The organism is Acidiferrobacter thiooxydans, assembly GCF_003333315.1.
Taxonomy (GTDB): Bacteria; Pseudomonadota; Gammaproteobacteria; order Acidiferrobacterales; family Acidiferrobacteraceae; genus Acidiferrobacter; species Acidiferrobacter thiooxydans.
The window spans coordinates 488,330-500,843 of record NZ_PSYR01000002.1 but is presented as its reverse complement, the minus strand read 5'-3'; the positions used below and the strand labels follow the sequence as shown (position 1 = coordinate 500,843).

General features: G+C 65.1%; 13 protein-coding genes. 4 read left to right on the top strand and 9 right to left on the bottom strand.

The window, feature by feature from the left end:
• The first annotated feature begins 1 nt into the window (after position 1).
• Positions 2 to 373 carry a hypothetical protein gene (locus C4900_RS09375; RefSeq protein ID WP_065971932.1) on the top strand — a complete coding sequence of 124 codons (372 nt, stop codon included), beginning with the start codon at positions 2 to 4 and terminating at the stop codon, positions 371 to 373.
• Positions 374 to 510: 137 nt separating this feature from the next.
• Here the strand turns inward: C4900_RS09375 and C4900_RS09370 are convergent, their stop codons facing one another.
• Positions 511 to 960 carry an SET domain-containing protein gene (locus C4900_RS09370; protein WP_170132495.1) on the bottom strand — a complete coding sequence of 150 codons (450 nt, stop codon included), beginning with the start codon at positions 958 to 960 and terminating at the stop codon, positions 511 to 513.
• 39 nt (positions 961 to 999) lie between these two features.
• Here C4900_RS09370 and C4900_RS09365 point away from each other — a divergent pair, with 39 nt between their 5' ends.
• Positions 1,000 to 1,794 (top strand): thymidylate synthase, encoded by a 795-nt coding sequence (locus C4900_RS09365; protein ID WP_065971934.1) that lies wholly within the window; start codon positions 1,000 to 1,002, stop codon positions 1,792 to 1,794.
• Positions 1,791 to 2,300 (top strand): dihydrofolate reductase, encoded by a 510-nt coding sequence (locus C4900_RS09360; RefSeq protein ID WP_114282984.1) that lies wholly within the window; start codon positions 1,791 to 1,793, stop codon positions 2,298 to 2,300. Before C4900_RS09365 ends, C4900_RS09360 begins: the two co-directional genes overlap by 4 nt.
• Here the strand turns inward: C4900_RS09360 and C4900_RS09355 are convergent.
• The 5 genes from C4900_RS09355 to leuC all read right to left on the bottom strand — a co-directional run bounded on the left by C4900_RS09355 (position 2,297) and on the right by leuC (position 9,150).
• Complete coding sequence (locus C4900_RS09355; RefSeq protein WP_083995867.1) at positions 2,297 to 4,834, bottom strand: FimV/HubP family polar landmark protein; 2,538 nt, start codon at positions 4,832 to 4,834, stop codon at positions 2,297 to 2,299. The genes C4900_RS09360 and C4900_RS09355 overlap by 4 nt on opposite strands.
• A 97-nt stretch (positions 4,835 to 4,931) precedes the next feature.
• Positions 4,932 to 5,954: an aspartate-semialdehyde dehydrogenase gene (locus C4900_RS09350; RefSeq protein WP_065970608.1), complete on the bottom strand. Its 1,023-nt coding sequence runs from the start codon at positions 5,952 to 5,954 to the stop codon at positions 4,932 to 4,934.
• Between the two features lie 41 nt (positions 5,955 to 5,995).
• Positions 5,996 to 7,081, bottom strand: coding sequence for a 3-isopropylmalate dehydrogenase (gene leuB / locus C4900_RS09345; protein WP_065970609.1), 1,086 nt, complete (start codon positions 7,079 to 7,081; stop codon positions 5,996 to 5,998).
• On the bottom strand, positions 7,078 to 7,731 hold the full coding sequence (leuD, locus tag C4900_RS09340; RefSeq protein WP_065970611.1) for a 3-isopropylmalate dehydratase small subunit: 654 nt from the start codon (positions 7,729 to 7,731) through the stop codon (positions 7,078 to 7,080). The genes leuB and leuD overlap by 4 nt, the downstream gene beginning before the upstream one ends.
• A 15-nt stretch (positions 7,732 to 7,746) precedes the next feature.
• A complete protein-coding gene (leuC, locus tag C4900_RS09335) occupies positions 7,747 to 9,150 on the bottom strand; it encodes a 3-isopropylmalate dehydratase large subunit (RefSeq protein ID WP_065970613.1) in 1,404 nt (467 codons plus the stop codon).
• Between the two features lie 155 nt (positions 9,151 to 9,305).
• Here leuC and C4900_RS09330 point away from each other — a divergent pair, with 155 nt between their 5' ends.
• Positions 9,306 to 9,737 carry a hypothetical protein gene (locus C4900_RS09330; RefSeq protein WP_065970615.1) on the top strand — a complete coding sequence of 144 codons (432 nt, stop codon included), beginning with the start codon at positions 9,306 to 9,308 and terminating at the stop codon, positions 9,735 to 9,737.
• Here C4900_RS09330 and C4900_RS09325 read toward each other — a convergent pair.
• From C4900_RS09325 to C4900_RS09315, 3 genes are all read right to left on the bottom strand, one after another.
• A complete protein-coding gene (locus tag C4900_RS09325) occupies positions 9,734 to 10,870 on the bottom strand; it encodes an MFS transporter (protein ID WP_065970669.1) in 1,137 nt (378 codons plus the stop codon). The two genes, C4900_RS09330 and C4900_RS09325, sit on opposite strands and share 4 nt — an antisense overlap.
• Before the next feature lie 172 nt (positions 10,871 to 11,042).
• Positions 11,043 to 12,143, bottom strand: coding sequence for a chorismate synthase (aroC, locus tag C4900_RS09320; RefSeq protein ID WP_065970617.1), 1,101 nt, complete (start codon positions 12,141 to 12,143; stop codon positions 11,043 to 11,045).
• On the bottom strand, positions 12,140 to 12,445 hold the full coding sequence (locus C4900_RS09315) for a hypothetical protein (protein WP_065970619.1): 306 nt from the start codon (positions 12,443 to 12,445) through the stop codon (positions 12,140 to 12,142). The genes aroC and C4900_RS09315 overlap by 4 nt, the downstream gene beginning before the upstream one ends.
• Positions 12,446 to 12,514 lie beyond the last annotated feature (69 nt).

Below are 12,514 nucleotides of genomic sequence, written 5' to 3'. Positions count from 1 at the left end.
AGTGCGCAGCCGGGAGGTGCCGCGCGCCGGACCTTTTAAGGACCTTTCCGGCGCGCGTCGATCGGACTACTGGCTGGAGGTGCTCTTCTTCTTCGTGGTCGAAGACGACATCCCCTTCATCGACGACATGCCGCTTGACGAGGAGCCGCTGGCCGCCGGGGCAGTAGGTGCCGCCGATCCGCCGGTCGTGGAGGAGCTGCTGCTCGGGCTTGTGGTCGTGCCCGCGCCGGTGCTGGACGACGAGCTGGCGGGTTTGGCGGTCGTCGACGAGGCGCTGTTATTGGCGGCCTTATGGCAGCCGGCTAGCGCGAAGAGGACGGCCGATGCAAGGATCAATTTCTTCATTATGATCTCCGGTACATTGGGGGTTTAACGGAGCACACGCTCCAGCCCCTCATTATATCCAATGAAGAGGCCGCAGGATGCAAGATATTTTTTCGAGGACACCGCCTGTCGGGGCATTCCCCCGGGATTCGACCCAACGGGCCCGGATGAGCGGCTTTCCCGTGCCTATGGGCGGTAGCGGTCGCGCAGATAGGGCAGCGCCCAGGGGCGCAACCGCTCGCGGACCGTGGGCTCGAGATGGCGAAAAGAGCGCACCAGACCGCGGCATGATACGGCCCCGCAGGCGCATGGAAATCCTGGAAAATCCGCCTCGTCTATGGCGCAGGAATAGTCCCAGGTGATCTCCTCGTGGGCGGCGATGTCGCGCAATGCCTGGAGCACCAGGCCGTCGGCGAAGCCCGCGTTCGGCGCGCACGAATGGTTCACGAAATCGTCGGCCGCGCCCGAGGGGCCCAGATAGAGATCGTCTCCCACCTGCAGGTGATAGTCCCCAAAATCGACCTGCGCGCGCGAAAGGAGCGGCCCGCTAAACCGGATCAGCGTGGTACCTGCCGCAATGGGTACGCTGGCGAATACGCCGCGCCCATGCTGCGGGCTTTCGCGGACATAGATCATGGCAGCGACCTCCTCCCCCCTCATGTTACACTGTCTCTTATGCGTGCCTACCTGGAGCTTATGCGTCATATCCTCGACCACGGGGTCGCCAAAGGTGACCGCACCGGCACCGGAACCTTGAGCGTATTCGGATACCAGATGCGCTTTGCGCTCGACGAGGGCTTCCCGCTGGTCACGACCAAGCGCCTGCACCTGCGCTCCATCATCCACGAGCTTCTGTGGTTCCTCAAGGGGGACACGAATATCCATTATCTGCATGAGCAAGGGGTCCACATCTGGGATGAATGGGCGGATGCCGATGGCAACCTGGGGCCCATCTATGGGGCCCAGTGGCGCTCGTGGCCGGCAGCGGATGGCCAGACCATTGACCAGATTCGTGATGTCGTCGAGACCATCCGGCGCGATCCCGACTCCCGCCGGCTCGTCATATCGGCGTGGAACGTGGCGGCCCTGCCGCGGATGCGGCTTGCCCCCTGTCACGCGCTCTTCCAGTTCTATGTCGCTGATGGCCGGCTTTCCTGCCAGCTCTACCAGCGCAGCGCCGACGTCTTTCTCGGTGTGCCGTTCAATATCGCCTCCTACGCACTGCTTACGCACATGGTGGCACACGTCACTGGCCTTCAGGTCGGGGATTTCATTCACACGCTGGGCGACGCGCATCTCTATCGCAACCATATCGATCAGGCACACGAGCAACTGGCACGCGCACCGCGCCCGCTGCCGCGGCTTGCGCTGAACCCCGATGTCACCGATCTCTTTGCGTTTCGTTTCGAGGATGTCGAGATCCGTGGCTACGATCCCCATCCGGCCATCAAGGCCCCGGTCGCGGTATGAGGCTCGCGCTGCTCGTGGCGGTCGCGCGCAATGGCACCATCGGTCGCGACAATGGCCTCCCTTGGCACCTGCCGGACGACTTGCGCCGGTTCCGGGCGCTTACGCTCGGCAAGACCGTCATCATGGGCCGCAAGACCCATGAATCGCTGCCTGGCGCCCTGCCGGGCCGGCATAGCATCGTCGTATCGCGGGATAGCGGGTACGTGGCCGCACGAGAGGATGCGGAGGTCGTCGGCTCCCTGGACGACGCCTTGGGGCGGGCGCGCTCCACGGAGGTGTTCATCATCGGTGGGGCGAGCCTCTATGCGCAAACCCTGGCCCGCGCCGACCGCCTCTATCTAACGGAGATCGACGCCGATGTGGCGGGCGACGCCTTTTTCCCCCGGTTTGACCGCGCCGACTGGGAGACGATCGCCGACGAGGCGCATTACGCCGATGATCGCCACTCCCACGCCTTCCGCTTTCTGACCCTCGAACGGCGCCCGCGCCCTCCAAGAGGCGGCTAGGCGAACGACCCCATCAGTTGTTCCGCGAGCGCACGCTGGGCCGGGTTACCTTCCGCGCATACCTCTTCGAGTATCCCGCGCGCACCATCCTTGTCGCCCATATCGATGTAGACGCGCGCCAGATCGAGCTTGGTGTCAATGGCCTGGCCGTCGGTGTGTATGTCGGCCTCGAGCACCAGCTCGCCCTCCTCCGCCCCACCCGACACCGCCTCAAAAGGCGGCTCGCCGGCAAACAGTGTCTCGCGGGCTCGTTGATCGGGTGCGGAATTCCCCAGATCCAGATCGCGGGCCGTCAGATCCTGGGTCTCGTCTTCGTCGAACCGGATCGCGAACTCGTCAGCGCCCCCATCCGTCTTGGCCGCAGGCTCCAGGGAGTGATCCCACTGAAAGTCGACAGACTCGGCCTGAGCATCCTCAGCCGACGAGGCGTCCGGGAGGCGCCCCTCCGTATCTTCCACGAGCTCTGATGGGCGCCCCAGGTCGAGCGAAAAGTCCAAGACGCCGTCATCATTGAGCCCGGATTCGGACTCCTTCTGATCGGCGATAGCAGGTTCGGCCCGTAGGGACCCTAGAGATTCCGTGTTCAGGACCTCATCACCCGTAGACCAGTCCAGGGATCCCTCCCCGTCATCGAGGCCGGCCGGTGCCGCCCGCGGCGCGGATACCTCCGCGAGCTCGCGCGCCACGGCCGCGAAATCGATACGATCGGAGAGCCCTGCGCCGGATGCCGGCTCATCGTCACCTGTCACCACACCCGCGTCAGGCTGCGAGATCCGTGCATTGCCCTTAAAAAGCGGATTAGACGGATCAAGCTTACGTCCCAGCTCCTCGACCTTTTGCCACGCCGGGCCACGGCCCTCGGAGGCCGCATAGATCTCCTCGGCGACGATCTCAAAGGCCTTCTTGTCATGGCGCTGGAGATAGATCTCGAGCAGCTTCAGCTTCAACTCCAGGCGTGCTGGCTCCTTGGTCGCGGCCTCTCGCAGGATCTCCTCGGCTTGTTCGTCGCGCCCATAGGCGAGATAGACATCCGCCTCCGCCAAGGGATCCACCTCGTCGGCATGCAGGGCACCGCCGGCATTACCCTGACTGAACTCGCTCAAAAACGAGACGTCCGGGGTCTTTGGCAATCCCGCCGTATCAGGCATCTGCCCTTCCGAACTCAACCCGCCCCCCGACAGGATGCTTTCTTCAAACTCCGCCATGCTCTGGCGCCGCCTGCGAATCGCGAGCAATCCGCCGCCAAGGACGATCACCAGCAAGGCCCCTAGGATGGGGGTACGTTCCGAGGTCAGCAGGGTCGACAGAAATGACGGCGCGGGCGATGGCGGCGGCAGCGGCCTGACCGGTGCGGTGATCCGGTGTACGGGTAGGATCGCATGGGGCTTGATCGCAGCGGCATCGGGCATGGCATGCCCGACCGGCTGCGTGGCGGCCGCCGGGACGGCCTTGGCGATGGCGCCTGTGGCGACCACCGGGGCATGGGCGGCACGCGCCGCGGCCTGCCGCTGCAATAATGCGAGCTCCTGATCTTCCAGGGTCATGAGCCGCCGGGTCTTCTGCAGTTCCTTTTGCAGGCGTTGCACGCGGCGCTCGAACGAGGTCGAGCCGCCCTTGCCGCCACCACCGGCCCCGGCGACCGTAGTCAGCCGCGCGGCCTCGATATGCAAAGGCCGCTGCACGGCCGGCACCAGGCGCGCCTGCGTCAATGTCCCGGCCACACCGGCACTCGCGCGGGTGGCACTCGCCGGGGTTTGCGCAAGTTGCATCTTGTAATGGCGCCAGGCCCGGTCCTGGGACGCGAGCCACATCGTGGCATGGTGCGCACTGAGCGCGCGAATCTCCTGCGCCGTCGGGATTTTCAGCACGGCCCCCGCGCGCAAGTCATTCACGTTCCTGTGAAAGAACGCCCCCGGATTCGTGCGCAGAAAGGCCTCCAACGCCTGCGGGATAGTGCCGCCATGAGGCGCTGTGCGGGTCGCCACCGCCCACAGCGTCTCCCCGGGACGGACGACGGTGGTCGCCGGCCGCCGTGATCGCTGCGGTCGGACCGGCGCCGAGACAGCCGCCGCGGCGATCGACCGCAGCTGGGGCATCGGTCCGCCCTGCGGCAGCATCGTGACTCCGTTTGTCGGGTTCAGGAGCGCCGTATACATGTGCAACAGGGAGCCGCCCGACCAGCGCACATGCAGCAGAAAATGCAGAAACGGCTCATTGATCGGTTGGCGACTCTGCAACATGATCTCATAGCCGCTGCCAACGCGCCGTACGCGGCAGTGGATCGCGCGCAGGGCCCGCGATTTCCGGAGCCCCGCGGCCGCGAAGTCGGCACCGGACGCGATCGCCACATGCACGGAGTGACGCTCGTTGCGGTGTAGTGACAAAAGCGGGATCTCGGCGCGCAGCGGTTGCCCCAGGTTGGAGGTGACCGTCAGCGACCCCAGGCCCAGGGCCTGCGCGAGTGGCGCATAGAATAGCGCGGTCGCCCAGAGGATCGGGACCATTCTCGACCGATGTTTGCGATTCTTCGCCATTACGCCTGCTCCTGGGGGCCCATTTCGCTCCCCGAGATTTCATGGATTTCGAGGGTCTTCTTGAGAAATCCCTCGAATTGGTTCTTCGGACTATAGACTATAAAAACGTCGCCACCAAACGCTCGGCGATCTGGATACTGTTCAAGGCCGCGCCTTTGCGCAGATTGTCCGACACTACCCACAGATCGAGCCCGCGCGGGTGCGACAGATCCTCGCGGATGCGACCCACGAACACCGGATCGCGTCCCGCCGATTCGGTGACCGCGGTCGGGTAGCCGCCCGCCCGGCGCTCGTCCAGGACCACGACCCCAGGGGCCTTTTCGAGCAGCGCACGCGCTGCCGCAGCCGTCAGTTTCTCGCGGGTCTCGATATGCAGGGCCTCGGAGTGGCCGTAGAGCACCGGCACCCGCGCGGTCGTGGGATTCACGCGAATCGAGGGGTCACCCATGATCTTGTTCGTCTCCCACACCATCTTCATCTCTTCTTTGGTATAGCCATTTTCGAGAAAGACATCAATATGGGGCAACACATTGAAAGCGATGGGCTTGGGATAGACCTTACTGGTCACAGGCTGGCCCGAGAGCACCGCGCGCGACTGCGCTGCCAGTTCTTCCAGGGCCTCTTTCCCGGTGCCTGATACTGATTGATAGGTACAGACGTTGATACGCTCGATGCCGACCGCATCATAGAGCGGCTTCAAGGCCACCACCATCTGGATGGTCGAGCAATTGGGATTGGCGATGATCCCGCGCGCCGTGTATCGCGCGATATCCTGCGGATTCACCTCGGGCACCACCAGCGGAATATCGTCTTCGTAGCGGAAATGGGCGGTGTTGTCGATGACGACGCAGCCGGCGGCCGCCGCCTTCGGGGCATAGATCGCGGAGATCTCGCCGCCCGCCGAAAACAGACCGATCTGCACCTTGCTAAAATCGAAGGTCGCAAGGTCGAGCACCGTAAGCTCGTTATCGCCCGACCGCACCTTGGCCCCCACCGAGCGTTGCGAGGCCAGCGCATAGAGATGGCGTACCGGAAACTTACGTTCCGCGAGCATCGCCAACATGACCTCGCCGACCGCGCCGGTCGCCCCCACCACCGCGACATCGAAAGTGTGCGTCATACCTTATAAGACTCCGGGCCTCAAGGCCGCTTCACGGAAAATCAAGAGAGCGCGGATCGTAACGCCGCGACCACGGCGTCCCCCATGGCGCGGGTAGAGACCGCGGCCGGCCCGCCCTCGCGGATGTCGGCCGTGCGCAGGCCGCTATCGAGCACCGCCGATACCGCCGCCTCGACGCGTGCGGCTAATGACGGCTCGTGAAAGCTATAGCGCAGCATCATCGCCACCGACAGGATGGTGGCCAACGGATTGGCGATACCCTTGCCGGCGATATCTGGTGCCGAGCCATGGATGGGCTCATAGAGCCCGCGGTCGGTCTCATTCAACGACGCCGAAGGCAGCATCCCGATCGAGCCGGTGAGCATGGCTGCCGCGTCCGACAGGATGTCGCCGAACATATTGGTCGTGACCAGCACATCAAACTGCTTGGGGGCCCGCACCAGCTGCATGGCGGCGTTATCGACATACATATGGGTGACCGCGACGTCCGGATAACGGCTGGCGACGCGCGTCACCACCTCGCGCCATAGCTCGGTGGCCTCGAGGACATTGGCCTTATCCACTGAGCACACCCGGTGGGCGCGGGTGCGGGCGGTCTCGAAGGCGCGCACCGCCACCCGCTCGATCTCCGATTCGGAATAGACAAGCGTGTTGAAGCCCTGGCGTTCGCCGGTATCCAGCGTGCGTATACCGCGCGGTTCCCCGAAATAGATGCCGCCCGTAAGCTCGCGCACGATCATGAGATCGAGTCCGGCAACCACCTCGGGACGCAGCGTCGAGGCGCCCGCCAGCTGCGGGTACAGGATCGCGGGCCGCAGGTTGGCAAAAACGCCCAATGCCGCGCGCAGGCCGAGCAGGGCCTTCTCGGGCCTCAGGGCGATCGGCAAGGCCTCCCATTGGCGTCCGCCGACCGCCCCGAGCAAAATGGCATCGGCCTCGCGGGCGAGCTTCAGCACCTCCTCGGGCAACGGCTGGCCGTGAACGTCATAGGCCGCGCCCCCGACTAGGCCGTATTCGATCTCCACGGCCAGGCCACTCTCGTCGCGCAGGCATTCCAGTACCCGCACCGCCTCCGCCACCACTTCAGGCCCAATACCGTCGCCTGGCAATACCGCCACCTTTTTCACGAATGCCCCCTCGCCGGCGCAAACAACCACGGCGCCTCGTTTCGTCTGCGCGCCTCGTAGTCGCGGATCTCGTCCTCGTGGGCGAGCGTCCAGCCGATATCATCGAGTCCCTCGAGCAGGCATTCCTTGCGGAAGGCATCGATCGCGAAGGTGCCAATCTCCTCGTCTCCCGCGAACACCCGCTGGCAGCGCAGATCGATCGTCAACGAATACCCCACGGTCGCCTCCACCGCCGCGAACAGCCGATCGATCACCGCCTCCGGCAACACCACCGGTAGCAGGCCGTTTTTCAGGCTGTTGTTGTAAAAGATGTCGGCGAAGCTTGGCGCTACGATGGCACGGATACCGTATTCGAGCAGGGCCCACGGGGCGTGCTCGCGCGACGATCCGCAACCGAAGTTGCCGCGCGCAAGCAGTATGGACGCACCCTGGTAGCGGGGCTTATTCAAGACGAAATCCGGATTGGGCGTACGCGGCGTCTCCTGACCCGGCTCACCGTGATCGAGATAACGCCAATTATCGAACAGGTTGGCGCCAAAACCGGTGCGCGCCACGGCCTTCAGGAATTGCTTGGGGATGATCGCATCCGTATCGACATTCAAGCGGTCGAGCGGGACGACGAGGCCCGTTTCCTTCTCAAAGCGTTGCAAATACCCCTCCCAGCCTTAAAAATCGTGGCGGATATCGACGAAGTGCCCGGCGATGGCGGCCGCCGCCGCCATGCGTGGACTGACCAAGTGGGTGCGGCCGCCCTGGCCCTGGCGCCCCTCGAAATTGCGATTCGAGGTCGACGCGCAGCGCTCGCCGCTCTCCAGGCGATCGGCGTTCATGGCCAGACACATGGAGCACCCCGGCTCGCGCCACTCAAAACCGGCCTCGGTGAATATCCGGTCGAGCCCTTCGGCCTCGGCGGCGCGCTTGACGAGACCCGACCCCGGGACCACGAGCGCCCGCCGTACCCCGGGGGCCAGCCGATGCCCGGCGACCGTGGCCGCCGCGGCGCGCAGATCCTCGATGCGGGCATTCGTGCAGGATCCGATGAACACCACGTCGACGGCGATGTCGGTGATCGCCGTCCCGGGGCGCAGATCCATATAGGCCAAGGCAGCCGTCAGGGCCTCGCGCCGCGCCGGGTCACGTTCGGCGGCGGGATCCGGTACTCGTCCCTCGACCGAGACCACCATCTCCGGCGAGGTCCCATAGGTCACTTGCGGTGCAAGCGCACTCACGTCGATCTCCCATTCCTGGTCGAACCGCGCGTCAGCATCACTCACATAGTTGCGCCACGCCGCCACGGCACGCTCCCAAAGCGCGCCGGTGGGCGCAAACGGGCGCCCCGCCAGATAGCGGATGGTAGTGTCGTCCACGCCTATCAGGCCAGCCCGGGCGCCAGCCTCGATGGCCATGTTGCACAGCGTCATGCGCCCCTCCATGGACAAGGCGCGCACTGCGGAGCCCGCGAATTCGATGGCATAGCCGGTGCCGCCGGCGGTCCCGAGCCGGCCGATCACGGCAAGCGCCATGTCTTTGGCGCCGACACCCGGTGGGAGCGTACCCTCGAGACGCACACGCATGGTCCGCGAACGTTTTTGCAAGAGACACTGCGTCGCCAGCACCTGCTCGACCTCGGAGGTGCCGATACCGTAGGCAAGCGCGCCGAATGCCCCATGAGTGGAGGTATGCGAATCGCCGCACACTATGGTCATCCCCGGGAGCGTCGCGCCCTGCTCGGGTCCGGTAACATGCACGATCCCCTGGCGGACATCGTCCATGGCAAAAAGCGGGACCTGAAAATCCCGGCAGTTCTGCTCGAGGGCCTCGACCTGTCGGCGTGACGTGGCATCCGCGATACCGAGCGCCCGGTCGCGGGTCGGGACATTGTGGTCGGCGACTGCGAGATTGGCATCCGGCCGCCAGAGCCCGCGGGCGCGGGCGCGTAGGCCCGCAAAGGCCTGCGGGCTCGTCACCTCGTGGACCAGCTGGCGGTCGATATAGAGAAGGCACGTCCCATCGGCCAATTGCCGGACCACGTGGCTATCCCACAACTTGTCATAAAGCGTCTTTGCCATCGAAATCCGCCTGATAAAATGCGCCCATGGTACGCAAAGGGACCGCCAATGCCAATATTGTCCGGCCGCGCGGCGGTCATGCCACGCGTCTCACATCTCGACAGGATCGCACCGGTAGCCGACAATAACGGCCATCGATAGTGACCGGGGCCCGCATGCGTCCCATCCCGATCCAGGATCCCGTCATGACCTTCCTGCAACTCCTTCAGGCCCTGGAACAACGCCTCGGCCATGTGCATCTCCCGGTACGGCCGCAGGCCGCAGGCCTCCCGGACGTCTTCGAGGGCTGCGGGCTCCATCATGAGCTTGCCGTCACGCTGGTGCGCGCCATCTACACCGAGAACCGCTGCCGCCATGTCCGCGATTGGGTATCGGCCGAGGCCTGTTTGCGCGCCGTCGCGCCCATCCATGCCGCCGTCGCGCACGCCGATCACACCGACATCGACACCTATCGGTTCTCGGAGGGATTCCTGGCCGCGGTGCAGGCGGTATTCGAACACAAACCGAGGTCACGGCCACCCAAGTCCCCGGAACCCCGTGGCCAGATCCTGTCATTCCCTCTGGCGCGCCGGCGCGCGCACCATTAAAAAGCCGGCTCGACAGGCGCAATGCGCCGGCGCGCGATGATGGCAAACCCGACCGCAGCGACCGCGGCCGCCGCCAGGAACATCCCCTCGCGCCCGAGCGCCACCCACAGATACCCGCTCATAGCCGCCCCGGCCGCCGCCCCGGCGCCGGCGGCCGTGCCATAGATGGCCTGGGCGCGGGCCTTGGCACCGGGAGCCGCAAAACGGCTCACGAGCCGTACCGCAACGGCGTGATAGAGTCCGAAGGTGAAGGCGTGAAAGGTCTGCGCGAGCGCAAGGAGCGGCCATGATCGCGGAAACAGCGCGATCAGTACCCAGCGCACGACGGCGAGCGCGAATGTAAAAGCCAGGAGTCGCGATTCGCGAAAATGCGCGAAAAACCGCCCGGCCTGCCAAAATACCAGCACCTCGCAGATCACACCCAGCGCCCACAGGGCACCGATGGCCGCCGTGCTGTAGCCGTAGTGCGCGAGATAGAGCGAGTAGAAGGTGTAATAAGGACCGTAGCTTACCTGCATCAGAAAACAGGCCGCGAGAAATGGCAACAGTCCCCGCTGGATCGGCCGCCGTGCGCCGCTCGCCACCGGCGAGGTAAACGGCGCGAGCCCGAGGGTTGCAAGCCACAGCCCGAAGAGCAGCATGGCGATGACCGGCACGACCGTCGCCGCCCCGAAGCGGCCCAGGACCGGTCCGAGGCCGAGCACGGCGATGATAAACCCGATCGATCCCCATAGGCGGATGCGTCCATAACGATCGCCGTGGAAGGCCAGGGTGCTGGCCTCCACCGGCGGCAGCGTGGCATACCAAAAGAAGCTGAAGGCCATCATGACCGCCGCCATGGCCACGAAACCGTGCGCCCAGGGGATGGTGAGAAAACACGCGAACGCCAGTATGGCGCCGCCGCGCACCGCCGTCATGCGGTGCCCAAAGTAGTCGCTCAAGGCGCCACCGACATAGGGGGCTATGACCCGCGAGAGCGCCAGCAGGGCCATCAGATCTCCCAACGCCCGCGGCCCGAAACCACGCTGGCGCAGGTACAGCGGCCAATAGGGCACAAGCGCCCCGAGCGCACTGAAATAGCACGCGTAGAACGCCGATCGCGGCCAATCGCCGTGGGGGCGACGAGGACTCAAGGACACTCCCCCGGGCGGCGCGCACCCCACCGCCCTATCCAAGGGCGAATTCCCGGGCACCGCGGACCGGGCGCAAGGCGCGCGCCCAAGGAGTATGAGGGGATGGCGGGCACGGGGGCGGCCTATGATCCGAGTTTGGGGCGCTTGTCCTGGGATCCCGTCACGCCCACCACTAGTCGGGACGGGCGGGTATGCGCGGTGTGGGACAGGTCACTTCGGCGTTCTGTCCGCGGTGGCGTAATACATGATCCATCAGCACCAGGCAGAGCATGGCCTCGGCGATGGGGGTCGCACGGATACCGACGCACGGATCATGCCGGCCGGTGGTCACAACCTCGGCCGCCATCCCTTGGCGATCCACCGTGCGTCCCGGGATGCGGATGCTGGCCGTCGCTTTCAGGGCCAGCCGCACGACGATATCCTGACCGGACGAGATGCCTCCCAGGATACCGCCCGCATGGTTGGCGAGAAATCCCTCCGGGGTGATCTCATCGCGGCTCTCGGAACCGCGCGCGGTCACGACCGCAAAGCCGTCGCCGATCTCCACGCCCTTCACGGCATTGATGCTCATCATGGCGTGGGCGATGTCGGCGTCGAGCCGATCGAAGACCGGTTCGCCGAGCCCGGGAGGGACATTTTCAGCCACCACCGTAACGAGCGCGCCGATCGAATCCCCGGTGCGGCGCAGGGCATCCATATAGGCCTCGAGCTCCGGAACGAGCGCGCGGTCTGGACAGAAAAACGGGTTTTCCGCAACCGCATCCCAATCGATGGTATCCGCCCTATACGGTCCCAGCTGCGCGAGGTAGCCGCGCACGACGATACCGAGACGTGAACGCAGGTAGGCGCGCGCGACGGCGCCGGCTGCCACGCGCGTCGCGGTCTCGCGCGCCGACGATCGCCCGCCGCCGCGGTGATCGCGCCGGCCGTATTTCTGCTGGTAGGTGTAATCGGCATGGCCAGGGCGAAAGACCTCGGCGATCTTTTTGTAATCCTGCGAGCGGGCATCGGTATTTTCGATCAAAAGCCCGATCGGCGCACCGGTGGTGAGGCCCTCGAATACCCCCGAGAGGATGCGTACCCGATCATCCTCGCGCCGCTGGGTCGTGTGGCGGGACGTTCCGGGACGCCGGCGGTCGAGATCGGGCTGGATATCGGCCTCCGAAAGGGCAAGCCCGGGGGGGCATCCGTCGATCACGCAGCCGATCGCCGGACCGTGGCTCTCGCCAAAGCTGGTCACACAAAAGAGCCGGCCGTAGGTATTGCCGCTCACGCGAATCCGCCCTTCTGGACCGTATTCAGCATCTCAAGGACGTCCGCAAACGGGATGCGCGACCGAAACCGCGCCAGCAGCTCGGTATAGGCGAGCGCCGACCCCCCAAAGGTATGATGGCCGGCGCAGATCTCGGCGTGCAGCTCCACAAGCATCCGCTCCAGAACCTCGAAGACGCCGGCATGCTCGCCGAGCTCGCCGTCCTCGCCTTCGCTCTCGATCACGCTCAACATGTCGCGCGTCTCGAAAATGGCCTGGTCGAGCAGATCGAGGAATTCCTCCTGATTGACGGGTGTGTGCATGGTCCCTGGGCTTCAGTGAGATGGTGACGATATAATGATAGTCCTATGTCAAAGCTTACTGGGAATCGC